This is a genomic window from Tolypothrix campylonemoides VB511288_2 (assembly GCF_045999855.1).
In the GTDB taxonomy this organism is placed as follows: Bacteria; Cyanobacteriota; Cyanobacteriia; order Cyanobacteriales; family Nostocaceae; genus Scytonema; species Scytonema bouteillei_A.
In genome coordinates, this window is the sequence record NZ_JBFPMW010000011.1 from 119,776 (window position 1) to 143,070 (window position 23,295).

Consider the following 23,295-nt stretch of genomic DNA (forward strand, 5'->3'; position numbering starts at 1 on the left):
AGCACAGACGCTATGTGCAAGGCACACGCTAAGCGCAAAGCGCACGCTCCGCGATGCTGCAGGCTATGCCCGAAGGGCTATACGCTAGTTGCCAGGGCGCGGGAAACCCGCCTGCAGCACTGGTCTCACCATTAGCTATTAGCCATTAGCCATTAGCCATTAGCTACTTCAGAAGCAAGTTAGGGTCTTTGCCCAATCTCAATAACATATCGGCGGTGTTGTGAACCCCAAACTCAGCAGCTAAATGTGCTCCTAGCGTGCCGTGAACGTACATGAGGGACATCAAGAACAGCCCGGAGAGTAAATATGTCCATTGGACTTCTTGGCTTTCGTCCCTGCGCCAAACGAAGCGCTGAAATCCTCTCCAAATAGTCATGCCAACAATCAATGAGAGAAGAAAAACGCCACCGACACCATGCCAAAGCATTGTGTCTACTGCTTGCAATCCCCAGGCACTTTTCACATTGGTGGCTGGTTCTGCCAGCATGATTTCATAAAAACCTGCTGCTACTGTAAAAAATGTGATGATGGCTGAAGCCAGCATATTGTACCAGCCAGCATCAAAGAAGTTGGAACGGATGACAGGAATTGCCAAAAATTTGAAGATAGGCTTTTGTAGCGGAAATAACACACCAATAATATCAAAGGCAACCCCAAGGATGAACAAACCTAGAGTGAGATGGACTAAGTTTGGATGAATGGGTATGGCATAGGGTAAACCATTTGCCCCAAGTTGGGTTTTTAATTGGTCAAGAACTTCAGGATTCATTGCAGTAAGCCCTCCTTTATGGCTTCAACAACTGGTACAGTATGCAGCCCATAAACCCAAACCAGTTCATCTCCGAAAAACACTTGTATGCTTACTAAGACAGTTAACAGCAAGGCTGCTGTTAGATAATAAATTGGCACCTTTTGTGGAGTGCGAGCACGAATCACATAACGCCAAGCTGTAACGGCAGCAAGAATTCCAGAAAGCGACCAACCAATTATGGTATGTACATTCAAGACCGAGCGGGCTGCATTATAAGGTTCTGCCAAACCTGCTTCAAATTGACCGAAAATGATGGCGACGAAGATGGAAATTGTAGCGAAAAACATATTCCACCAACTCACCTCGAAAAGACGGTAGTTACGGGTAAAGTATCCAATGACATCGCACAAGAAGGCAAACAACACCATCGCAATTACGAAGTGGACAACGATGGGATGCATTGTATCGGGATACGGTAGATTATGGTCATTTAAAAGTGGAAGATACGCAAGCATGGTATTCTCCTTAATGGTTAGGGGTTAGCAGTTATTGGTAGCAGTTATTGTTTTTTCTACTAATCACTAACGACTAACTAATAACAACTAACTATTTAGATAAAGGCACGCCTAAATCGAAATTTCTAGTTAAACAGTCAAAAATAAACTTTAGTCTTTTGAGTTCTGACTTAACTCAAAAATAAGTATTCCTACTTTTGACTTCTAACTTTTGGCTTCTATAACAACTCAGATCGGACTTCACACCTGTCCAAATAGCAGCACCATGCCGGATAGAGTTTATCAATTAGTAGTAAACTCTTTCTTTAGAGGTATTTACCACTCTTAGCTATCTTAAACTTATGTTAATCAATTTTGTGTATCTCATGATATTTTTAGATTTTTTTTATTATGTTATAATAAGCTCTCACTAGGATAAAAATTTTTACACTATAATTACTATCGGTTCGCTCCTTTTGAGAAGGTGAGAGAAGTTGATACAGAATTGCCGGATACCCTGTTAAAAGTCAACGAGTTCTTAGAAAAATTTTTACTTCCGTGGTAGTTTATATAAAATTTCTATAGCATTCATCATGAGAGTGAAATTTGCTATGGATTTTCTAGGGTCTACCACAGATTATGAATCTGCATTTTCCGCAACTTCTACACCTGTATTTTCAGACGATTTACTCCATCAACTCCATGTACAGGTGAATCCCGGTGCTATTATTACAGTCAACAGTATTGCCGATTTGGTCGATAGTAATGATGGGGTGACAACTCTACGAGAAGCAATTAATCAAGCAAATACCGATAGTCATGAAGACTTAATTGTATTTGACTGCTCATTGTTTGCCAGCTCACAGACCATTACCCTGAGTTTAGGAGAACTTGATATTACTCAAAGCTTGAGCATCATCGCCCCACGGGATACTTTGACAGGTGAAAACTTATTGACGGTAAGCGGTAACCAAGCTTCACGAGTGTTTGAGATTGAGGCGGAAGCAACAGTAACCTTTAATGGATTGATCGTTGCCGATGGCAGAGATAATATGCCGAATGGCTTTGGTGGTGGGATTTATAACAGTGGTACCCTCATCCTAGACAACAGTGTTGTTCGCAATCACCGAGCTGGGTCTGGCGGCGGCATTTACAACATAGGGAACATCACGATAAATAATAGTACTATCAGTAATAACTTCGTTTCGGGCACTGGGCTCGGTGGCGGCGGTGGTATTTACAACATAGGGAGCGTAACAGTAAACAACAGTACTATCAGTAATAACTCAGAATCCGGTCTGGGAGGAAACGGTGGCGGTGGCATTTACAACGCTGGCGGTACTTTTATAGTAAACTATAGTACCATTAATGATAACCGTTCTTTTGCATCTGGTAATGAGGGTAGAGGTGGCGGTATCTATAACGTTGGTGGTACCGTGACACTCAACAATAGTATCCTCAATGGCAATTCGTCAGGAGGTAGGGGTGCTAGTGGCGGCGGTATCTACAACAATGCTAGCGGTAACGTGACACTCTTGTACTCTACTGTGAGTAGCAACAGGTTAACTAGCGGCTTGGCTGACAGTGGTGGTGGCATCTTTAACGATGGCACTCTGACTGTAAGTAACAGCACTATCAATGACAATACTTCCATTGGCGGTAGCTTCACTGGTTCTGGTGGCGGCATCTTTAATAGTGGCACCCTAACGGTGAGCAACAGCACTATCAGTAACAATGCCAGTGGCAGTGGGTTTTTAGGGAGTGGTGGCGGCGGCATCTATAACAATAATAATGGTGTTCTAACGGTGAGCAACAGCACCATTAGTAACAACAGAACAAGCAGCCAAGGTGGGGGTATCAATAATAATGGTACGCTGACTCTAGTATTTAGTACAATTACCCAAAATCTAGCCACTAATGGTGGAGGTGTGTTCAATAATACTAATGGCTTCGCTAGCGCACGGAACACCATTATCGCTGCCAACCACTTGAATACAAACGGTGTTAACTCCGACGTGGCTGGTAGTTTCGTAAGCTTTGGCTATAACCTCATTGGTGACAGCACTGGTAGTTCTGGATTTGGAGTCACAGGAGATATAACAGGCACAAGTGACCACCCGCTCGATCCTCGCCTAGCTTCTTTGGATTTTAATGGTGGTTCCACACAGACAGTAGCCCTACTTCTTGATAGTCCAGCTATTGATTCCGCAGATCCAAACCTGCTGGATACCGATCCCATAACCGACCAACGTTGGTTCCCTCGTATCCTAAATGGTAGAGCCGATATTGGGGCGTTTGAATTCTCCTAAATTGAGTTCTCCTATAAAAAAGTAGCAGATGAACTGGCAGTTCTTCATCTGCTACGGGCAAGTAGGAAGAAAGGTAATGGACTAACTTGCGTGCGTCAACTCTTTAGCAATTGGTTGAAATTTGCTTACAGTTTCCGCAAACTCTTGTAAAGCTTCTTGGAGTCGCTGCTCAATTTCCTCTTCAATCTGAAGGCTACCATCTGGCTGTACTTGAATCTGCTTGTCTACTGCATAAACACCACCCAGAATGTACCTTGCTTTTAACTCAGAGAGTACGGGTTTGAGGGCATAATCAATAGATAACAAATGAGCAAGAGTTCCACCAGTGGCAATAGGTAGCACGACTTTACCCGATAAAGCCCGTTGAGGTAATAAATCTAAAAAAGCTTTCAGAACTCCTGTATACGCGGCTTTATAAACTGGAGTGGCTACGATCACCCCACTAGCTCGTTCTAAAAGTGCCTTTGGTTCCTCTAAGTTGGGGCTGTCATAGCGTCCATATGCCAAAACGTCTGGTGGTATATCACGAACTGAAATAATATCTGTGTGATAACTTTCTTGCTGTAAAATTTTACTTGCGTATTCCAGAAGACCGTGTGTTCTGGAGGGGTGAGAAGGGCTCCCTGAAATTGCCAAGATATATGTCATGGGATTTTGGATTTTGGATTTCAGATTTTGGTTGAGAAGATATCACTGGTAAAGAGTGACAAATATCTCAGTGTCACTAAAGTTGCTCTGTTTTAATCTACGGTAAATTTACTTGTTAGCAGTAGATTTAAATGTTTTAACAGTATCGCATAGCATTGCAGGTAATGCAAGGATTTGTTAATAGTGTCATTTGGATATGGGGATTTTGTTGAGTTTTGTGACTGCTCAACCCAATCCCCGTGTATTTTGTATAAAAAGTATTAAATATCGAGTAAAGTTGGATTGAACCGCGATCGCGTACTTGCAACGGGCAACAGTCATCTACCTAAGTTAAAACAGAAAATGGGGTAGAACCATTAAAATAAGTAAGTCCTACTATATACCTAGAGAATCTTAGTAGCGATACTAAGACACTCACGCTAACTGTGGTCAACAGTATAGCATGAGATTATCTCACCAAATTCTGGCTGCTGCCGCACTCCTGTGATGACTGGACTCTTTGAAAAACTACGTGCCACTTTAGCAAAAGATTGGGTTCGTTTGACTCGTAGAACGTCCCCATTTCTTCTACAAAGTCAAAATCGCCATAGTGATACGTTTGTCGATCGCAAGACACAGGACTTTGCTTTGACTGAGGCACCTCTTGAGGTCATCAGAGATGACCGTCGCAACAACACCCCCTTTAACTGGTTGCTCCCGATTCTTATAAGTAGTGTAGGAGTCACATCTTTATTAATGGGAGTGAGAGAACTGAAATTATTGCAATCAGTAGAACTGAAGGCGTATGACCAAATGTTACGGTTGCGTTCTCCAGAACCAATGGATTCGCGTTTGGTGCTAGTGACAGTCACTGAAGATGACGTTCGGAAACAAAAATGGCCTTTATCAGATAACACGCTTAACGAGTTATTGGCAAAGCTACAATCATATCAACCGCGCATTATTGGAGTAAATTTATACAGATCGGAACAAGAAAATTTTGCATCAGGTTTAAAACGGCGAGATAATATTATTAGTGTTTGTGCATTCAGCAGTGTAGGAACTCAGGAAATTGCGCCTCCTCAAAATTTATCTATAAATAACGTAGGATTTACGGATTTAGTAACAGATGATGATGGGATTGTTCGTCGAAGTTTGCTATTTGCTCATTCTGAATACGACAAAAAATGTACAACAGCCACATCATTTGCTACAGTACTGGCAATGAGTTATCTGGAAAAAGAGGGTGTCGAACCTGATTTTCCAGATAAACAAAACATGATATTGAGCCATACCAAAAATCGCACGTTAAAAGCACATTTTAAATCTTTAACAAGTGATGCAGGTGGTTATAAAAAGATAGATGCGGGTGGCTATCAAATTATGCTAAATTACCGCCATCCGGATCGCCTTGCACCAGAAGTTACTCTTACACAAGTATTAACCGGATCTGTAGATCCCAAGTTATTCAAAGACCGTCTGGTGATTATTGGTACGAAAACCCCCAGCCTTCATTCTGGTTTTTATACCCCTTATAGTGCATTACCAGACCAACCCGCAAGAATGTCGCCTGCTTTAATTCACGCACAGACAACCAGCCAGCTAATAAGTGCAGTGCTAGATGGGCGTCCTTTAATCTGGTATTTTCCAGAATGGGCAGAAGTGTTATGGATATGGATTTGGTCACTTGCAGGTGCTACTTTGGCTTGGCGGGTGCGGCATCCTTTATTGTTGATTGTCGTAGGTGGTACAACTCTCATTGGGTTAATAGTTATTTGTACGAGTGTGTTTTTACAAGCAGGATGGATACCAGTCGTACCACCTGCGATCGCATTCATAACTAGTAGTATTGTTGTTGTCATTTATATGACATACCAAAATCAACAACAAACTAAGATAATTCTTCTACAAGTAGAAAAACAAAAAGAAGCAATTGAACAATTACACACTCTTTTGAAAGAAACGACAGAAATAAAAGACAAACACCTTCACACTCCAAAAGCCGACACACTCGAAAAAACTAGTGGTGACTCCATACTAAGTGGACGCTATAAAGTGACAAAAGTTTTAGGATCGGGTGGATTTGGTTGCACGTATTTAGCAGGAGATATGCAACGTCCCGGTCATCCTGTCTGCGTAGTCAAGCAATTGATGCCCGCCCGTCGAGACACAAAATTTTTGCAAGTTGCTAGAAGGCTATTTGATGCTGAAGCCGAAATTTTAGAAGCTTTAGGTCAACATTCTCAAATCCCTCAATTGCTAGCTTATTTTGAGGACAATCGTGAATTTTATTTAGTACAAGAATATATTCAAGGACATTCCTTGAGTGACGAATTACCACCCGTAAGGGGAATACAAAATGAATTTTATGTTATTAGTTTACTGAAAGAAATATTAGAAATTTTGGTATTTGTTCACGACCATCGCGTTATTCATCGAGATATTAAACCGAATAATATTCTCAGACGTAGCTTAGATAATCGCTTGGTGTTAATTGACTTTGGTGCAGTTAAAATGATGCAACCATCTAGCAACGAACAAACAGAATTAGCAACAGTTGCTATTGGAACGCGAGGTTACGCACCACCAGAACAATTTGCAGGTCATCCCCGTTTGTGTAGCGATGTTTATGCTGTCGGTATGATTGGCATTCAAGCAGTAACGGGATTGTTACCCCACGAACTTCAGCCCGACCCGGATACTGGTTGTGTAATGTGGCGACATCGCGCACAAATTAGCGAAAATTTAGCAGCGATTTTAGATAAGATGGTGCGGTATCATTTTAGCGATCGCTATCAATCCGCCTCTGAAGTGTTGTTGGATTTTAAACACATTGCTTGATCGATGTGCTCCCTCATGGAATTGCGATCGCAATTAATGCTTTTTCAGTATCAAGTGCGATCGCAATTAGCAGGTCAGGTGTTAAACAAAGCGACCCCTGGACTGCTTGCGTCGAATGCCGATGACTCCCGGACGTGGGGGTCCTTCAATATTGCCCTCTATATTGCTGGGCCAATTGCTACCACGAGGTATATTGCGTTGTTGGGTAAACAGCGTACCATCCAAGTTCAAAATCTCAATTTCTCTGCTGAGGGTTTGCCGTGGAGTAAATGGAACATCTTCACTAGGATGCTGTACGGAAATAATCAGTGTATCCCCAACAAAGGTAGGTCCTGTGAATTCGCAACGTGGCGGTCCATAAGCAAAAGGTACAACCTCCCCTGCGTCGGGTCCACTTGTGGGGATAAAGAAGAGGAAATTATTTCCAAACACTCCAATTAGGTCAGAAGTCCTGACATTGAAATTAGAATCATCAGTACTAGGTGAATTAGCCCCTACAACCCTGTGGTCTACTCGTAATGGCTCTGGGTTTGCACCCGTAGTAAAGCCATTATGAGCTTCAGTAGACATATCAGTGCAACCCCAAATATTACCTTGGCTGTCAAATACTAAGTTATCTACGTTAGCAAAACCATCTCCAGGTTCTGCGCTTGCTTCTCCACCTTTGGCAAATCGTTCCCAATGGAAGGTTGTACCGGTGCTATCAGCGCTATCTTCGATAATTTTAAAAAGTTCACCTGAAGGCTGTGCGGCAGTGATGTCAGCACTATACTTGGATACGATAAAAATTCGAGAATCGGGATATCCATCTCCCGATGGCGCACCGTCCGTATAAGCGATAAAGACTTCTCTAGGATTTCTAGGGTTGATTTCAAGATCTTCGGGACGAGCAGTGGGAGTGGCTCCAATGAGGTTAGCAGCTAAAAAAGCATCAACTAACACTGCACCCTGACTGGTATAAAAATCGGATAGCTTCTTACCTTGATAGGCAGGTAAAGCTTCAGCTTCACCGTAAGAAGTAATCGCTCCAGTTGTTTGATTTGTAACTTGTGTTATTGTGACAGTTATTGACCCACCTTCTGAAGTTTCACCCAAAATACCCCTGCGTCTTGGTAAACGGGTATTGCCACCATTTGATGCTCTACCTAACGCTGCAACTTCTACTGATGCAAGAGTTGAGGGAGGAATGGGATTTGTAGGAGTGTTTAAATTTAAGGGAATCCACTCGCCCGTACCGTTAGCGTTATAACGAGCTACATATAAAGTACCGTCTTCAAATAAGCGGCTGTTGTTTTTATCGGTTGGAGAAGTGACTGTACCAGAACTCACAAATTTCCAAGTATGACCTCCCCGGCGATCGTCACCTAAGTAACCTACTAATGGTCTTCCTGCTTCCACTCGCAACGCAATATTCTCATGACGGAAGCGACCAAGAGCAGTGTGTTTGCGAGGGCGGAAATTTGGATCGGCTGGATCGAGTTCTACTATCCAACCATATTTTTCACCGACTAAACCAAATGCATTTCCAGTACTACCTTCGATATAGCTCGTTTGTGTACCGTTGGGGTTGACATTTTCCTGAACACCAACAAAAGAACTTGTACTGGCTTGGAAGTTCTCTTCAGCAGATAAAATGGTCCCCCAAGGGCTTGTACCTCCAGAACAGTTGAAGCCAGTACCAATGATTTTGTTACCAAGTCCATCAGAACTGAGATTAAAGACCTGAGTAGCTGCTAATCCGGTCCCAATGAGATAATTCTCGTCTCCTTTTTGGTAGCTTCTGGAACCCCATGAAGTGACTTCTTTATATTTGTCAGTACGTTGGCTGTTGATTCCCAAACCAGAGAGTCCATGAATACGTCGGTTTTTAGAATCGCGCACTACAGCAAAGCGTTCGTTGCGGTCTTGTCGGGCGATTCTGACAACGGAACCGCCTATGTTATACATAAATTCACCCAAGACTTGGAGATTTGTTCTGTCTTCAGGTAAATCTCTTCCAATAACTAGGGAATATGTTGTAGGAAATCCTATAAGGTCGCTATCGCTTGTAAAACCGGGTACGGTAGCGGTAATAGGGTAAGATACGTACTCGTGATTGTTCCACAGATAGCCATCATTGAAGTTTCTACTATTAATAGGAACAAAGCCCGTGTAGTCGCTGTTGTAGCCAAAGTATTCTTCTTGATTGGGGAAAACGCGATCGCCCCACGCCACAATTACATACCGTTCATATTCTGGTGGTACTACAACGTCATCAATAACAGTGTAATGACTTAACGCTGTATTAGCAGAAGGTTCTAAAATACTTCCTTGCTCAATTCCTGTTGATAAGTAGCTTTTTTGCTGGGTATAAATTGGTAAGGGATGGGGCAAACGGAGTGGGGTAAATTTCAAAGGTACACCACCATCAGCAGCAACGCTAGGGCTGTTGCCAAAAAATCGGTCTCCTAACATCGGAGATAATACTGTTGCACCAGTACTTGCTCCAAAAAAAGCCAGTAGTTGTCTCCGTGAAAACTTAGACATTAGATTGCCTCTTTAAAAAACAACAGGAATTACTAATTACAAATCTGTTTCTGCTATCTATGTCTTCCAAAATTATGATGTTGGCTCATTCTTTTCTTTTGTTAAACAAAAATACCGCCTTTTTTCACAGTTTTTTTGCCTTAAAAAAACGATTAGATTAGCAAAAATAAGAATGGCTTTTCTCTCGATAGTAATGATTTGGCTTGCCTCGACTTTTAAATATGGAGTTATACCTTTTCCTCATTCATCTTCCAATAGAGGTATTCCGACTCTTATTCAAAAGTCATATTTTTAATGATTTTACTATTTTTTATTCAATTATTAATATGTTGTTAACCCGGAAGCTATCCAACTTAGGATATACAGAAAGTAGAATTTCTTTTTACAGAAAAGGCTGTAGATAGTTTTGAAGCTTGCCTAAATTTTTTTGTAATTTTTGAACTACATATAGGATGGGCGATACTTAGTAAAATAATCTTAAAAGAGTTGGCATTGTTCTTCCTAATGTAAGCTTAAAAATTTTCATTTTTAACCTAAAAAAAAGAGGAAAATCTGAAAAATTTTAGAAATTGTTGGAAATATTTTTTCTATGGGAGTTTACGAATACAAAAAGTTATGTATGTAAACAATAATTAAGGTTTTATCCTTCAGATCATTTCTAATGGAAGAGTAACTGTAAAGGTTGAACCAATCCCTACCTGTGAGGCGACATTGATTTCTCCTTCTAGGAGTTTCACTAACCGTAATACTATTGCCAAACCCAAACCAGTGCTATCGGGAAGGTAAGAATATTGACCGCCAATACCAATGCGAAAGTAAGGTTGAAAAATTTGCGCTTGGTCTTCTAGCTCAATCCCCACTCCTGTATCGGAAACTACGATCGCCCACCGATCGTCGCTTAAAATTTCACAGTTTATTTTAATAGTTCCGCGATCGGTATAACGAATGGCATTACTTATAAGATTTGTTAAAATTTGTTGTAATCGTAACGGATCTGTAAAGACTTGTTCTGGTGCTTTGTCAAGCTCAACAAGCATTTCTAACTCTTTGTTAGCTGCTAAAGACTCTAACATTTCACAAACATGTTCAATCGATTCACATGGATTAATGAATTCAGGGTGCAATTTCATTTCCCCTGCATCATAACGAGAGATTTCCAAAGCGTCATTAATAATTCGGAGTAATTGTCTGCCACTGCGTAAAACTTTTTCTATGTGTTCTAAATTGGTAAAAGTATCTTTTTCCTCTTTTTCCTCAGAATGCTTTCTTTGCAGGCGTAAAAATAAATCTGAGTACCCAATGATGGAAGTTAAAGGGCTTTTAAGTTCGTGTGCTAGATAAGATATATGATCTTGATTTGACCTTAATAAGCGGGTAAGTTCCTGATTGTTAAGGCTTAACTGGTTTTGTAGCTGCTGTAGTTCTGTCAAGCGCTGTTCTGTGTAGCTTTGAAAACAAGATGCGATCGCTTCATCTAAAACTATATCAATGAGTCGTACAGCTCGCATCACTTCCCCTACAGATGCTTGTAAAAATTCCGGTTCAATTGTCTTAAATATAATCTCTCGCAGTACACGGTATTCTCGTGCAATTTCTGCTGCATCATAACCCTGTTCAGCTCTAAGAGTTCCATGATGCAAACTTTCTTGAACGATCTGTTTCATTTCATCATCTTGTGGACTTTTAGCCAGAACATCTGCTAGTGCTGAGAGGACATCAGTGAGATGATTTTTGATAGCTGAGCGTGAGAGATTTTTGGTGATGGGAATTTTTTTGTCTTCTCGAACAGCTTTCACCCACTCTTCTACAATTGTTTGAGTTTTATTTTGTAGCAGTTGACTAAAATCTTTCATTGCGTGCAGATGAACAATATTTAACTATAGCAATCTTATTTGATTTGGGAAACATCCGTATGCCTGGGATTACCTGCTAAAATTATGATTTAGTAGGCAATGCCTAAAATATAGTATTTCAAATTTTTCATGAATATTCTAAAATTTCTATGTGGGTAATGAGTAAAAATAGTTTTTAATATTATGATTATCTAAAGCAAACATTATGTAAATTATACTCAATACATAATTCTTCTTAAATATTTACACCAGAAGATGGAGAAAGATCTTAACAGGATAAATAATAATAGATGGTAAAATGAAAATCCTCTATCTCTGGATACCTTGACGCTACTGTGTAGCAGTGTTACATTTATCTAAAATTTAAGAGTAAGTCAGCCTAATCTGGCTAATGGCAAGTTTGCATTAGTTAGAGCGGAGGAACCATTCAAAGGGGCGTATCCTGAGAAAGGGTCAAATATAAAGGGTATGGGGATAAAAAGAGGGGGCAGTAGTAACTTCATCCTTTACACTTTATACTTAATCCTTCTCAGGGAGAGTATCTCTCAACTCTAGCCCGTCAGCTAACTTCGTAGGCACTGAGAGGAGACTGAAGAGACAATAGTCTTTATTGAATCTCATCAGTATCCCTGGCTGGTACTGCTCGGTTTTTTGTACCCGCATTTAAGTCTGGTGAGGTGAAGCAGAGTGTTTCAATTAAACATAGCTGCAATTATTGCAGTTGCTGGACAAGCAGCCTGGAAAAGAACAAAACCCGTACTGGTGAAAGAAACCTTTATACTGCCAGTGCTTGGATTTTTAGGAATTATTCTACTGTGGTGGGTTATTGCTCTTGCTAATCATGAATTAATGCCAACCCCACCAGAAGCGCTGGTTGCCAACTTGGACTACATCCTGAACCCATTTTATCAGAGAGGACCGGGCAATTTAGGAATTGGATGGTTGTTAATCGCAAGCTTGCGGCGGGTATTGTTAGGTTTTTTATTGGGTGCTGTAGTTGCAATTCCCTTAGGGTTTTTGATTGGAATGTCCAAAACGGCAATGCTTGCTCTCAACCCAGTCATTCAAATTTTTAAACCTGTGTCACCTTTGGCTTGGCTACCAATTGCCCTAGCTATCTTCAATTTGGCAGATCCATCAGCCATATTTGTTATTTTCATCACCTCCTTGTGGCCTACAATCATCAATACTGCACTGGGCGTGTCAAGTGTTTCCAAAGACTATATAGATGTAGCAAGAGTCTTAGAAATGCCACGTTGGCGGCGAATTACAAAAATTATTTGGCCCGCAAGTCTACCATATATCTTCACTGGCTTGCGGATCAGCTTGGGAATTGCTTGGCTGGTGATCGTTGCTGTAGAAATGCTAACTGGTGGTATCGGAATCGGCTTTTTTGTGTGGGATGAGTGGAGCCGTCTCAACTTGAGCTCGGTATTCTTAGCCGTATTGGTCATTGGCTTAACTGGGCTATTGCTTGATTTTGCAGTAGGCCAAATTCAAGAGTTAGTCACTCGTCGTCCGGGAAAAACCGCAAGTTAACTAAAGGATAGTGGTTAGTAGGGGCGCAAGGCATTGCGCCCGCACAGTAGTTAGTAGAACCACTAACAATTAACAACTAATAACTAACAATCATTTATGAACAACGCCGATAAGAAAAATCTTTTGCATCGACGGGAGTTTTTGGTAGGAGTAGGGGCAACAGCAGCGGGAATGGCTTTATCTTCATGTGCTATCTCCGGAGACCGCAGTGCTAAAGGGCTAACAGAAGAAGCTGCTGCCGTTCAACCTGTTGTTGATTCCAAAACGTTAGAAAAACCGAATCTCACTGTTGGTTATGTCCCTGTCAACGATTGTGCGCCCTTTGCTATTGCTTGGAAAAAAGGTTTTTTCCGCAAATATGGGTTGAACGTCAAACTCAATCGAGAAGCAAGCTGGGCAACATCTCGTGATGGAATTATCTTTGGTCGCCTTGATGCCTCACCCGTTGTGTCTGGTGCTGTAACCAATGCCAGAATCGGCGCTGAAGGTGCTCGTCACGCCCCTTTATGTGCAGCCATGACAATTCACCGTCATGGAAATGCCATGACGATGAATAAAGCCATGTGGGATTTTGGGTTGCGCCCGTGGTATCAGTACAAAGCACAATATGGCGATCGAGCTTTGGAAGAGTTTGGTCGGGATTTTCGAGATTTTTTTGAAAAACAGCCAGCGGAAAGTAAAGTTTGGGCAGTTGTTCTTAGTTCTGCCATTTACGAGTACTTTATCCGCTATATATCAGCTGCTGCAGGAGTCGATCCATTTAAAGAGTTTCGGGTCATTATTGTTCCCCCACCACAAATGGTGACGAACGTGCGTATTGGCGCAATGCAAGCCTATATGGTGGCAGAACCTTGGAATACTCGTGCAATTACTGGTAATGAAGGTGTAGGTTTTACCTTTGCTCAAGGCAAAGAAGTCTGGTTGGGACATCCAGATAGACTTTTGGGGGTGATGGAATCATTTATCGTCAATTATCCCAAAACCTATCGCTCTCTGGTCAAGGCGATGATTGAGGCTTGTCAGTATTGCAGCAAACCTGAAAACCGTCAAGAAGTTGCCGAACTGATAACAGATCGTTCGTTTACTGGTGCAAAACCTAGAAAAAAAGGTGCGCCAACAACTAAATTTACTGGTCCCGCTATTTTGGGCAACTATAACTATGGTGGGTTTGATGGTAAGGATCGCACGATAAAAGCTGCTGATACGACAATTTTCTTCGACATTCCTGACAACATTCCTAAAAGCCCTGACGAACACTCTACATTTTTATGGAGATCCAGAAGTATTTGGATGATGACTCAAGCAGCACGTTGGGGTCAAATCAAGAAATTTCCCAAAGATGCAGAGAAACTAGCTGCACAAGGTTGGAGAACAGATTTATATCGTGAAATTGCTGCAGAAATGGGTATTAAGTCGCCCAAAGAAGATTTCAAGGTCGAGTCCCCTGAAGTTTTCATAGACAACAAAGGTTTCGATCCCAGCGATCCTGTAGGCTATCTCAACAGTTTTGAAATTAGAGCCAACGCCCCTACTCGGTTTTATATGTCCTAACTCCATAGGGATATTGCTTACAACTCTCTCCACAAATCTTTACTCTCTCTTAAAGCTACCATGACAAAATCAACTCCATTGACAAACGATAGCAATTCGCGCACTATGGGCGCTACTCCGTTTCTGGAAATTGACAGTGTCACCAAATCCTATCCAAAACCTGATGGTGAGCAATTTGTCGTTCTGGATAATGTCAATCTAACCATAGGTGAAGATGAGTATATTTCTGTCATCGGTCACTCTGGTTGCGGTAAGTCCACTCTTTTGAAGATTGTTGCTGGTTTAGAAAAAGCGACCTCTGGTTCCGTAAGATTGGATGGCAAAGAAATTCGCAAACCCGGTGCTGAACGCATGATGGTGTTTCAACACTACTCCCTGCTACCTTGGTTGACTGTACGGGAGAATATCCGACTAGCGGTGGATGAAGTGCTCAAAGATGCCTCAAGATCTGAAAAAATCAGCATTGTTAATGAACACTTGGCAATGGTAAACTTAAATGCGGCAGCTGACAAATACCCCGATGAAATTTCTGGTGGAATGAAGCAGCGTGTGGGGATCGCAAGAGCCTTAGCTATTCGTCCAAAAATGTTGTTGATGGATGAACCGTTCGGGGCATTAGATGCATTGACTCGGGGGAAATTACAGCGGCAAGTATTGGATATTTGGGAAAACCATCGTCAGGCTGTGATGATGGTCACTCATGACGTGGATGAGGCAATTTATATGTCAGATCGTATTGTTCTCATGACTAATGGACCCTCTGCTAAGATTGGAGAAATCTTGGAAGTACCCTTTCCTCATCCACGCGATCGCGGAGCAATGCGAAACTCTAAAGAATATTTTGAACTTCGCAATCACGCCTTGAATTTCCTAGATAAGTACTTTACTCAAGATGAGTAATTACCAGCAACAGCGATCGGCGACTAGTAACCAGTAATAACTAAATAATTGTTAACTGAGAACTAGTCGTCGATCGCTGTTAAAGTGGGTAGCCTAATTTAAATTTCCGAAATTTGAAGCGGAGGAACCAATTTTTGGGGCTTATCTTGTAAAAGGATAAAGGATAAATGAGAAACTGCGTTTTCTTAGTTCATTCTTCATACTTCCGATTTCAAGAGAGACACCTTCCAGTCTTAGCCCGTCAGCTAACTCCGTAGGCAATGGAAGGAACCCCAACATTTGGCTGTAATAACAGTTTCCATTGGGGATTCCTTAGACAGGATAAAAGATGAAAAGTTGTCTTAAGTTAGCTCAACTTCACACTTTATCCTTTAGATAACCCGCTTCTCCTTATTAAGTAGTTTCGTGCTGAGAGAAGAAGACTGTGAATATTAAGCCATTATTAGTGCGTCTGCAAAATGCTATTGGAAGAGATGATTTGATTGAGCAAATGGTACTGCTTCCAACACCAAAAATGTCTATTTCTGAAGAAATCCAAGCGTCAACATCAATAAATTTAATTGTTGGCTATAACAGTTCTCCGAACAGTCATACTGCGCTAGATATTGCTTTGTTAACAGCTCACCAAACACGTTTGGCTACGAAAGCTCAAGTAACAGTTCAAGTTGTCTATGTCATGGAAGATCGTTTAATGTCTGGTGGTGCAGAAGTTTTGCCAGCAGATGACGTGGGAAGCAGTCGCAGATCCGATCGACAAGTAATACAACATTTTTTAACAGACTCCGAAGAAGAAGAATTGAATACGGGGATTGTAACTCAAACAAGATGGCAAAATAACTCAACACACCCAATACAGGAAGAAAAATCTGTAGATAGATTCGCGCAAGCAGAACGTATTTTGAGACAAGCCAGCAGTTTGGCGGCTGAATGGAAAAGTTCTTTCAAAGCTCATTTACGGTTTGGTTGTGTTGCAACAGAACTTAAAAAAGTTGTTGTTTCAGAATCAGCTGATATCTTATTCCTTGGCTGTAACTCAATCCGTCATCCAATCGTACAAAATCTTGGTTCTCAATTCCCGTGTTCGGTATTAGGGATTCCAAATTCAATTCAAAATAAATACATTTAGAGGCGAAAATTTTGTAATTACCACATTTAGAAACCCGACTTTTTTTTAGAAGTCGGGTTTCTAATTCTTTAGGAGTGCATTACGAACATAAATATACTAAAACAATTAAAAAATGGTTTACCTTTCAATTGTTGCCTTTTGAAAACTTCGAGAATATGCTTATAATTCTAGTATTCTATAACCAAAGACTAACTATTAACCAATAATGGAAAACTGGCAAGCACTTATTAGTATTCTCACATTTATAAGCGTCATAATCTTAATCATGACAGAGTGGGTAAATTTGACAATTGCTGCGTTATTAGGAGCGTTGTTATTGGTTTTTACTAATGTCATGACTTTAGGAGATGCTGTTAGTTATATCGGTAACAGCCACGGAACATTGGGTTTGTTCTTTGGAGTCATGGTACTTGTCAGAGCATTTGAACCTACTAAGATTTTTGAATATCTTGCAACTCAAATAGTTATCCTTGCAAAAGGTAAGGGGAATCGTCTATTGCTAGGAATTGTAGGAATTACGACTCCTATTTGTGCTGTTTTGCCAAATGCTACTACAGTTATGTTATTAGCACCTTTAATTCCACCAATTGCAGAGGAAGTTGGAGTGAATTTTGTACCGTTACTTATGCTTATGGTATTTGTAGCAAATAGTGCAGGATTGCTAACTATCGTTGGAGATCCGGCTACATTTATTGTTGGTGATGCAATCAATATTAGTTTTATAGATTACTTGTGGCGCTTGAGTCTCGGAGGGGCGATCGCCATCATTACTATAATAGCAATCTTACCTTTCCTCTTTCGTAAAATCTGGAAAACCAAGCTAGAAAACCTCGAACAACTACCGCATCCTCAAATCAACCATCCACGAGTTTTAATCATAGGCGGATTCATAGTTGCTTTCGTATTAATCTTTTTTATTGCGGGAGAATATTTACCAGTTCCTGTTTCACCAGCTGCTGTCGCTTTGTTAGGAGCTGCTTTAGCAATGCTTTTATCCCATCAAAGCAAAATTGACACAGTCAATAATATATTAAGAGATGTGGATTGGAGTACTTTAATATTCTTTATGAGTATTTTTGTACTTATTGGTGGCTTGGAAAAAACTGGTGTTATCAACAGTTTATCTGGAGTTTTAGCAGCTATTTTAGGAAAAAACATTCTTGTTGGTTCTTTATGTCTTGTCTTTTTCATTGGGTTGCTTTCTAGCGTTGTTCCCAATATTCCACTTGTTGTCGCAATGGTACCATTACTCAAACAGTACCTTGTTAATGTCGGATTGGCACCAACTGAAGTTTTAGCACAAAATTTTCAGGGACAATTTCCTCCTGAAGTTCTGCCACTTTTTTATGCAATGATGTTTGGCGCGACTTTGGGAGGAAATGGGACTTTAGTTGGCGCATCCGCCAACATAGTTGCTGCAGGAATTGCCGAACAACACGGGCGTCGCATATCATTCCAATCTTTTCTACATTACGGTTTGCCAGTGATGTTGTTACAACTTACAGCTTCTGCCTTGTATATGCTATTCCGTTTTCTTCTGTAAAAATCAGCATCAGCAGACAAAAGAGCGTATCTAACGCTCTTTTTTAATTTAGCGAGCTAAAAAAATTTAAAAAAAATAATAAATCTCAAAAATTCTTTAAGCCTGTTAACTTTCTTTATAAAATACTAATTCCACGCAGAGCACGACTCATGCAAAGATGTTAGGCTACGGAGTAGACACATAGCTAAGTACCAAGGAAATACCTAGCACGGGCTCAGTATGTTAAAACAACAAAGAGTCAACTCAGCCACAGATTAATGAAAGGATGTCATCTATGAATCCCTCTGAATCAGAACAGAATAACAATTATAGGACGGAATCAGATCTATCTGGGTTAAACCACAATATAAATAAATCTTTATTGGGTGGCACTGAGATTGCAGAAGGTAACAATTTGGCTAAGGTCAGAGATATTCTTTTCGGCAATCAAATGCGGGACGTAGAAAAAAGATTTGCCCGTTTGGAAGAGCGTTTGGAGAAGGAATATGCTGACCTTAGAGAAGAAACAAAAAAACGTCTAGACACTCTAGAAATTTATATTAAAAATGAGATTGAATCTTTGTCAGAACGTGTCAAAAACGAGCAGGGAGAACGTGGTGAAGCTTTAAAATCAATGGCTGAAGAGAATAGAAATTTAACTACATCTTTAGATAAAAAAATTAACCAAATAGAAGAAAAAACTAATAATAACCACCGTGAAATTCGCGAGCAAATTCTCAATCAATCCAAAAACCTACAAGATGATATCAGGCAAAAATATGAAGAAATTACGGCTTTATTACAACGAGAAACTCAAGAACTCCGGATTGAGAAAACTGACCGTAACGCCCTAGCTAATCTTTTCTCAGAACTAGCCATTCGCTTAAATTCTCAACATTAAAACTAGCGCTCTGTAACCAATGACAAATGACAAATGAATTAAATGAACTTCGTACTTTACTTTTTGGGGTTGAACCACAAAAATTAGAGAAAATATACGAAAGATTAGATAACCCAGAGATCACAGCAGAAGATCTCAGTCGATTGCTACCAGAAGCAACACAACGAGCAGAGGAGAAAGAACTCAGCGACGCCCTGGTTCCCACCGTAGAGCAAGCCATTCAAGCCTCTGTTCAAAAAGATCAAGATGTTCTTGCAACTGCCATTTTTCCTATTGTAGGACCAGCTACCCGTAAAGCGGCGATCGCAGCTGTCCAAGAGATGATTCAATCTTTAGATAAAACTTTGGAATCTGGCTTCTCGCCAAAGAGTTTAAAGTGGAGAATAGAAGCACTTGTGACTGGGAAAACATTTGCCCAGATCGTGCTGCTTCGGACATTGGTGTATCGAGTGGAACAGGTTTTCCTGATTCATAAAAAAAATGGATTGCTGTTGCAACATGTTGTCGCACCACAGGTAACGATTCAAGACCCTGATTTGGTCTCAGCAATGCTAACAGCCATCCAGGATTTTGTCAAAGACTCTTTTAATACAAAAAAAGAAGATACTCTTTATAGTTTATACTATGGAGAACTAACAATTTGGATTGAAGAGGGACCCCAAGCAGTTCTAGCAGGTATCATTAGAGGCAATACTCCTCATGAATTAAGATTAGTTTTTCAAGATGCAATAGAAAAAATTCATCACAAGCTATATAGAGAATTGATTGCCTTTGACGGAGAAACAGAACCATTTGCTGATAGTATACCTTTTCTCCAAGCTTGTTTGACATCTCAATACAAAGAGCGGAGTAAAAAGAAGTTTCCTTATGCATTAGCATTCTTAGGTACTCTAGGTCTAAGTCTGGGAATTTATAGCTTTTTTGCTATTAGAAACCAAATGCGTTGGAACGCTTTTATAGAAGACTTGGACTCTCAACCTGGAATTGTTATTATTAAAGCAGAAACTCGTGCTGGAAAGTATTTTATTTCCGGGATGAGAGATTCTTTAGCTGTAGAGCCTAATATGGTGATGAAACAATTCCATTTCTCTTCTAAGGAAGTTATAACTCGATGGGAAAGATACCTTTCGTTTGAACCTAAACTTATTGAAAAAAGAGCAGCAAAACTACTCAATTCACCATCAACTGTATTATTTCAAGTAGATGATAATGGAATTCTTAACGCTACTGGCTCTGCGCCTTTTCAATGGATTTTAGAGACACGAAAAGTGTGGAAAAATATTCCTGGAGTGTCTCAATATAACGATCAAAAATTAATTGAGGATGAACTTATTCAGTTAGAAATTTACAAAAAACAAATTGAAAGAAAAAACTTGTTATTTATTGAAGGAACGACAGAGTTGGTATCAGGGGAAGAGAAAAAAATACAAGAATTGGTATCAGATATCAAAAAAGTCTCTAGCATTGCTCAATATCTTGGGAAAAAACTCAGCATTCAAATTACAGGCTATACGGATAGCACTGGAAGCGAACAAAGAAACATAGTACTCAGACAATCTCGTGCTAGTACAATTCTCTATTCTCTAGCGGCTAGAGGAATCAATACCAGTTATTTTAATGCCATGGGTGCTGGCGATCGCGAACCCCCAAATATGGAATTGAGAGAAAAAGGTGGAAAGTATAGCCGTAAAGTTTCCTTTAGGATATTCTTATCTGGTACTGTAAGATAGGAAGTGTTTTATGCTTCAGAAAAAGATTTGTATGGTCGGTGCCTTTGCTACAGGTAAAACCAGTTTAGTTTCTCGATATGTTTACAGTATTTTTTCAGAAAAATATCAAACAACCGTAGGCGTCAAAATTGATAAAAAAACAATTAACTTAAAAGGAAAAGAGTTAAACCTGATTCTTTGGGATCTTTATGGAGAAGACGAATTTCAAAGAGTAAGAATGTCTTATTTAAGAGGTTCGTCTGGTTATTTACTAGTGGCAGATGGAACCAGACATCATACCTTAGATAAAGCTTTAAATCTCAGACAAAGAGTAGAAGAAACTATCGATAAAGTTCCGTGTATTTTAGTTTTAAATAAATGGGATTTAGCAGATGAATGGGAAATAGAAAATAATGAAGTTGAACAACTCATCCAGCAAGGTTTGGTTGTTATAAAAACAAGTGCTAAAACTGGTTTAAATATAGAAGAAGTTTTTCAAAGTCTTGCTTCCAAAATTTTGGAGGAATAAATGTTTGATATTCCCACTTGCGTGACTGATTATCTTCTCTCTTTTTTCAAAGAGGAACGTTCTCTAGCCTATCTTTTAGTTAATCAAGATGGCTGTCTATCAACTTGGGGAGGTCAATTATCTGCCTATGGACTCCTAAACTTGCAACAAGGTGAAAAAGCAGAAAAACAAATTTTTTTTCTAGAAGGACTTTTACCGCTAGAAGGAGTACCCTTATTCTTTCCTTGTGTGAAAATAACTTCTGGAATCTGTGCAGATGTCCATTTATTTCCTTCAAAAGAAGGAGATTGGGTATTACTATTAGATGCGACCTGGGATGAGATGCATATAGGGATTATTCAACAACAAATTAATCATTCTAACTTAATACATAGAAATTTTTAATATAAACGAGTAGCTAATATGAGCGAATTTACATCTATTACAGAAAAAATTTTTGCTACATTAAAAACTTTAATATTAGAGCGTTTAGAGCAGAATAACTTTAAAATTATTGGTTTTGTACCGGATTGGTTAAGGGGATTTTTTCATCCACAAATCAATTTAGAAACAGATATATTAGTCCTGCGAGATATGTTTCCTTTTTTAGAAACATTTTTAATTGATGCTGAAGACCTATGGCAAATTAATGGCGATAAAATATTAAAATCAGGGTTGTGGTATCAAGCAGACGCTTCTGGAAAAGAATATCATTTTGAAGCTTTAGCAATATGTGTAGAGCAACGTCCATTTCTTTTAATAGAATTAAAAGAAGATTTATTTATAGAAAAGCAATCAATTATACAAAAAGCTCGAGAAAATAAATTAGAGTATCATCATCTTTTTAAAGAAACTCAAAAAAAAGAAGTTTTAATACATTGCGTGATCCACGATATAGCAGGACAATTAAGCGGTATCAATTGCTGTTTGGCTCTTTTAGAGTTTGAAAACTTAACACCCAAGGGAAAAGAACGATTAGAAATTGGTAAGAAGCAATCGCAAAAACAAGAAATGCTGATTCGACAGATATTAGATGCCTTCTCTGCTGAAATCAAGTCTTTAGAATCTTTTACATCTGATGTTGCCAATGCACCAGACGCATTAGCTTGTGTAAGGGAAGTGATAGAACTCTTTACCCCTTCTTTTGTGCTCAACGAAATGCAATTAGAATTAGCTGTCAATACCAACACAACCATTGACTGGAGAGTCATTGGGGATAAATCACGTTTGGATAGGGTACTGACAAACTTAATAGAAAATGCTTTTCGACACAGCCCACCAGCATCTACAGTAACAGTAAGTTTGCAACAGGAAAGAGAATATATTTTATTTATCGTTGATGATGAAGGATTTGGTGTTCCACCAGAAAATGTCGAAAGTTTGTTCCAAAAATTTTCTCAAGGAAACACGAATCGTGGAAGGATTGGAATTGGACTTTATTTTTGTCGTATTACAGTAGAACGTTGGGGAGGAACTATTGGTTATTTACCCCGTTCTAATCGAGGTTCCCGCTTTTGGTTCCGCTTACCAAAACCGACAGTTTATGCTTAAGTGAGTGGTTAGTTATTAGTAGAGGATGCACCAATAACAACTAACCACTAACTGCTAACTAATAACCAATAATATGCAAGACGTCGCGCAGGACGCTAAAGCCAGCTAAATCCCAAAGCAAGTAAGCTAAGAAACCAATCATAGCCAAGCGACCATTCCATAACTCAGCTTGAGGGTTCCAACCAAAAAGGAAAGCATTACGGTCAACGCCGTTGTATTCTGTAGCAACTGGTGGTAAATCGGTAGCAGGACGAGTTTCACGAGCTTCCATTGTGTTTTCCTCCAAAAAATTGTATGACTTAGTGATTAGTTGTTAGTAGAGGATGCACCAATAACAACTAATCACTAACTGCTAACTAATAACCAATAATGTGCAAGACGTCGCGCAGGACGCTAAAGCCAGCTAAATCCCAAAGCAAGTAAGCTAAGAAACCAATCATAGCCAAGCGACCATTCCATAACTCAGCTTGAGGGTTCCAACCAAAAAGGAAAGCATTACGGTCAACGCCGTTGTATTCTGTAGCAACTGGTGGTAAATCGGTAGCAGGACGAGTTTCCATTTTGTGACTCCCTTTAATTTTCTTTTA

At 39.9% G+C, this 23,295-nt stretch carries 19 protein-coding genes and 2 riboswitches; of the genes, 12 read left to right on the top strand and 7 right to left on the bottom strand.

The window, feature by feature from the left end; all coding sequences use genetic code 11:
* Positions 1 to 163: 163 nt before the first annotated feature.
* Both AB0756_RS28010 and AB0756_RS28015 read right to left on the bottom strand, forming a co-directional pair.
* On the bottom strand, positions 164 to 769 hold the full coding sequence (locus tag AB0756_RS28010) for a DUF2231 domain-containing protein (RefSeq protein ID WP_038072515.1): 606 nt from the start codon (positions 767 to 769) through the stop codon (positions 164 to 166).
* Positions 766 to 1,266: a DUF2231 domain-containing protein gene (locus AB0756_RS28015; protein WP_038072513.1), complete on the bottom strand. Its 501-nt coding sequence runs from the start codon at positions 1,264 to 1,266 to the stop codon at positions 766 to 768. The genes AB0756_RS28010 and AB0756_RS28015 overlap by 4 nt, the downstream gene beginning before the upstream one ends.
* A gap of 572 nt (positions 1,267 to 1,838) precedes the next feature.
* Here AB0756_RS28015 and AB0756_RS28020 point away from each other — a divergent pair.
* Complete coding sequence (locus AB0756_RS28020) at positions 1,839 to 3,554, top strand: choice-of-anchor Q domain-containing protein (RefSeq protein WP_038072511.1); 1,716 nt, start codon at positions 1,839 to 1,841, stop codon at positions 3,552 to 3,554.
* Positions 3,555 to 3,635: 81 nt separating this feature from the next.
* Here the strand turns inward: AB0756_RS28020 and ssuE are convergent, their stop codons facing one another.
* Entirely contained in the window at positions 3,636 to 4,202 is a 567-nt protein-coding gene (gene ssuE / locus AB0756_RS28025; RefSeq protein WP_038072509.1) for an NADPH-dependent FMN reductase, read from the bottom strand.
* A gap of 486 nt (positions 4,203 to 4,688) precedes the next feature.
* On the opposite strand from ssuE, the gene AB0756_RS28030 reads away from it, so the two are divergent.
* Positions 4,689 to 7,022, top strand: coding sequence for a CHASE2 domain-containing protein (locus AB0756_RS28030; protein ID WP_408019874.1), 2,334 nt, complete (start codon positions 4,689 to 4,691; stop codon positions 7,020 to 7,022).
* Between the two features lie 81 nt (positions 7,023 to 7,103).
* On the opposite strand, the gene AB0756_RS28035 is transcribed toward AB0756_RS28030, so the two are convergent.
* Together AB0756_RS28035 and AB0756_RS28040 are read right to left on the bottom strand one after the other, a co-directional pair.
* Complete coding sequence (locus AB0756_RS28035) at positions 7,104 to 9,548, bottom strand: PhoX family protein (protein WP_038093889.1); 2,445 nt, start codon at positions 9,546 to 9,548, stop codon at positions 7,104 to 7,106.
* Between the two features lie 647 nt (positions 9,549 to 10,195).
* On the bottom strand, positions 10,196 to 11,401 hold the full coding sequence (locus AB0756_RS28040; protein ID WP_038093892.1) for a sensor histidine kinase: 1,206 nt from the start codon (positions 11,399 to 11,401) through the stop codon (positions 10,196 to 10,198).
* Positions 11,402 to 11,767: 366 nt separating this feature from the next.
* A riboswitch (cyclic di-AMP (ydaO/yuaA leader) is annotated at positions 11,768 to 11,994 on the top strand.
* Between the two features lie 94 nt (positions 11,995 to 12,088).
* On the opposite strand from AB0756_RS28040, the gene ntrB reads away from it, so the two are divergent.
* The 10 genes from ntrB (at position 12,089) to AB0756_RS28090 (ending at position 22,708) form a co-directional block, all read left to right on the top strand.
* Positions 12,089 to 12,940, top strand: coding sequence for a nitrate ABC transporter permease (gene ntrB / locus AB0756_RS28045; RefSeq protein WP_038093895.1), 852 nt, complete (start codon positions 12,089 to 12,091; stop codon positions 12,938 to 12,940).
* A 96-nt stretch (positions 12,941 to 13,036) separates the two neighbouring features.
* Entirely contained in the window at positions 13,037 to 14,491 is a 1,455-nt protein-coding gene (locus AB0756_RS28050) for an ABC transporter substrate-binding protein (RefSeq protein ID WP_038093898.1), read from the top strand.
* A 60-nt stretch (positions 14,492 to 14,551) separates the two neighbouring features.
* Complete coding sequence (locus tag AB0756_RS28055) at positions 14,552 to 15,391, top strand: ABC transporter ATP-binding protein (protein WP_050045673.1); 840 nt, start codon at positions 14,552 to 14,554, stop codon at positions 15,389 to 15,391.
* Positions 15,392 to 15,471: 80 nt separating this feature from the next.
* A riboswitch (cyclic di-AMP (ydaO/yuaA leader) is annotated at positions 15,472 to 15,666 on the top strand.
* Positions 15,667 to 15,815: 149 nt separating this feature from the next.
* On the top strand, positions 15,816 to 16,517 hold the full coding sequence (locus AB0756_RS28060; protein ID WP_038082469.1) for a hypothetical protein: 702 nt from the start codon (positions 15,816 to 15,818) through the stop codon (positions 16,515 to 16,517).
* 205 nt (positions 16,518 to 16,722) lie between these two features.
* The gene (locus AB0756_RS28065; protein WP_038082468.1) at positions 16,723 to 18,060 is read left to right on the top strand and encodes an ArsB/NhaD family transporter; all 1,338 of its coding nucleotides are present in this window, start codon (positions 16,723 to 16,725) and stop codon (positions 18,058 to 18,060) included.
* A gap of 274 nt (positions 18,061 to 18,334) precedes the next feature.
* Entirely contained in the window at positions 18,335 to 18,940 is a 606-nt protein-coding gene (locus AB0756_RS28070) for a hypothetical protein (RefSeq protein ID WP_038082467.1), read from the top strand.
* Between the two features lie 26 nt (positions 18,941 to 18,966).
* Positions 18,967 to 20,670, top strand: coding sequence for an OmpA family protein (locus AB0756_RS28075; RefSeq protein ID WP_167844658.1), 1,704 nt, complete (start codon positions 18,967 to 18,969; stop codon positions 20,668 to 20,670).
* Between the two features lie 10 nt (positions 20,671 to 20,680).
* The gene (locus AB0756_RS28080; protein ID WP_038082466.1) at positions 20,681 to 21,178 is read left to right on the top strand and encodes a GTP-binding protein; all 498 of its coding nucleotides are present in this window, start codon (positions 20,681 to 20,683) and stop codon (positions 21,176 to 21,178) included.
* Complete coding sequence (locus AB0756_RS28085; RefSeq protein ID WP_038082465.1) at positions 21,179 to 21,562, top strand: hypothetical protein; 384 nt, start codon at positions 21,179 to 21,181, stop codon at positions 21,560 to 21,562.
* 18 nt (positions 21,563 to 21,580) lie between these two features.
* Positions 21,581 to 22,708: a sensor histidine kinase gene (locus AB0756_RS28090; protein WP_038082464.1), complete on the top strand. Its 1,128-nt coding sequence runs from the start codon at positions 21,581 to 21,583 to the stop codon at positions 22,706 to 22,708.
* Positions 22,709 to 22,766: 58 nt separating this feature from the next.
* On the opposite strand, the gene AB0756_RS28095 is transcribed toward AB0756_RS28090, so the two are convergent.
* Both AB0756_RS28095 and AB0756_RS28100 read right to left on the bottom strand, forming a co-directional pair.
* Entirely contained in the window at positions 22,767 to 22,979 is a 213-nt protein-coding gene (locus tag AB0756_RS28095) for a chlorophyll a/b-binding protein (protein ID WP_408019875.1), read from the bottom strand.
* 85 nt (positions 22,980 to 23,064) lie between these two features.
* Positions 23,065 to 23,268, bottom strand: coding sequence for a chlorophyll a/b-binding protein (locus AB0756_RS28100; RefSeq protein ID WP_038082463.1), 204 nt, complete (start codon positions 23,266 to 23,268; stop codon positions 23,065 to 23,067).
* Positions 23,269 to 23,295: the final 27 nt, after the last annotated feature.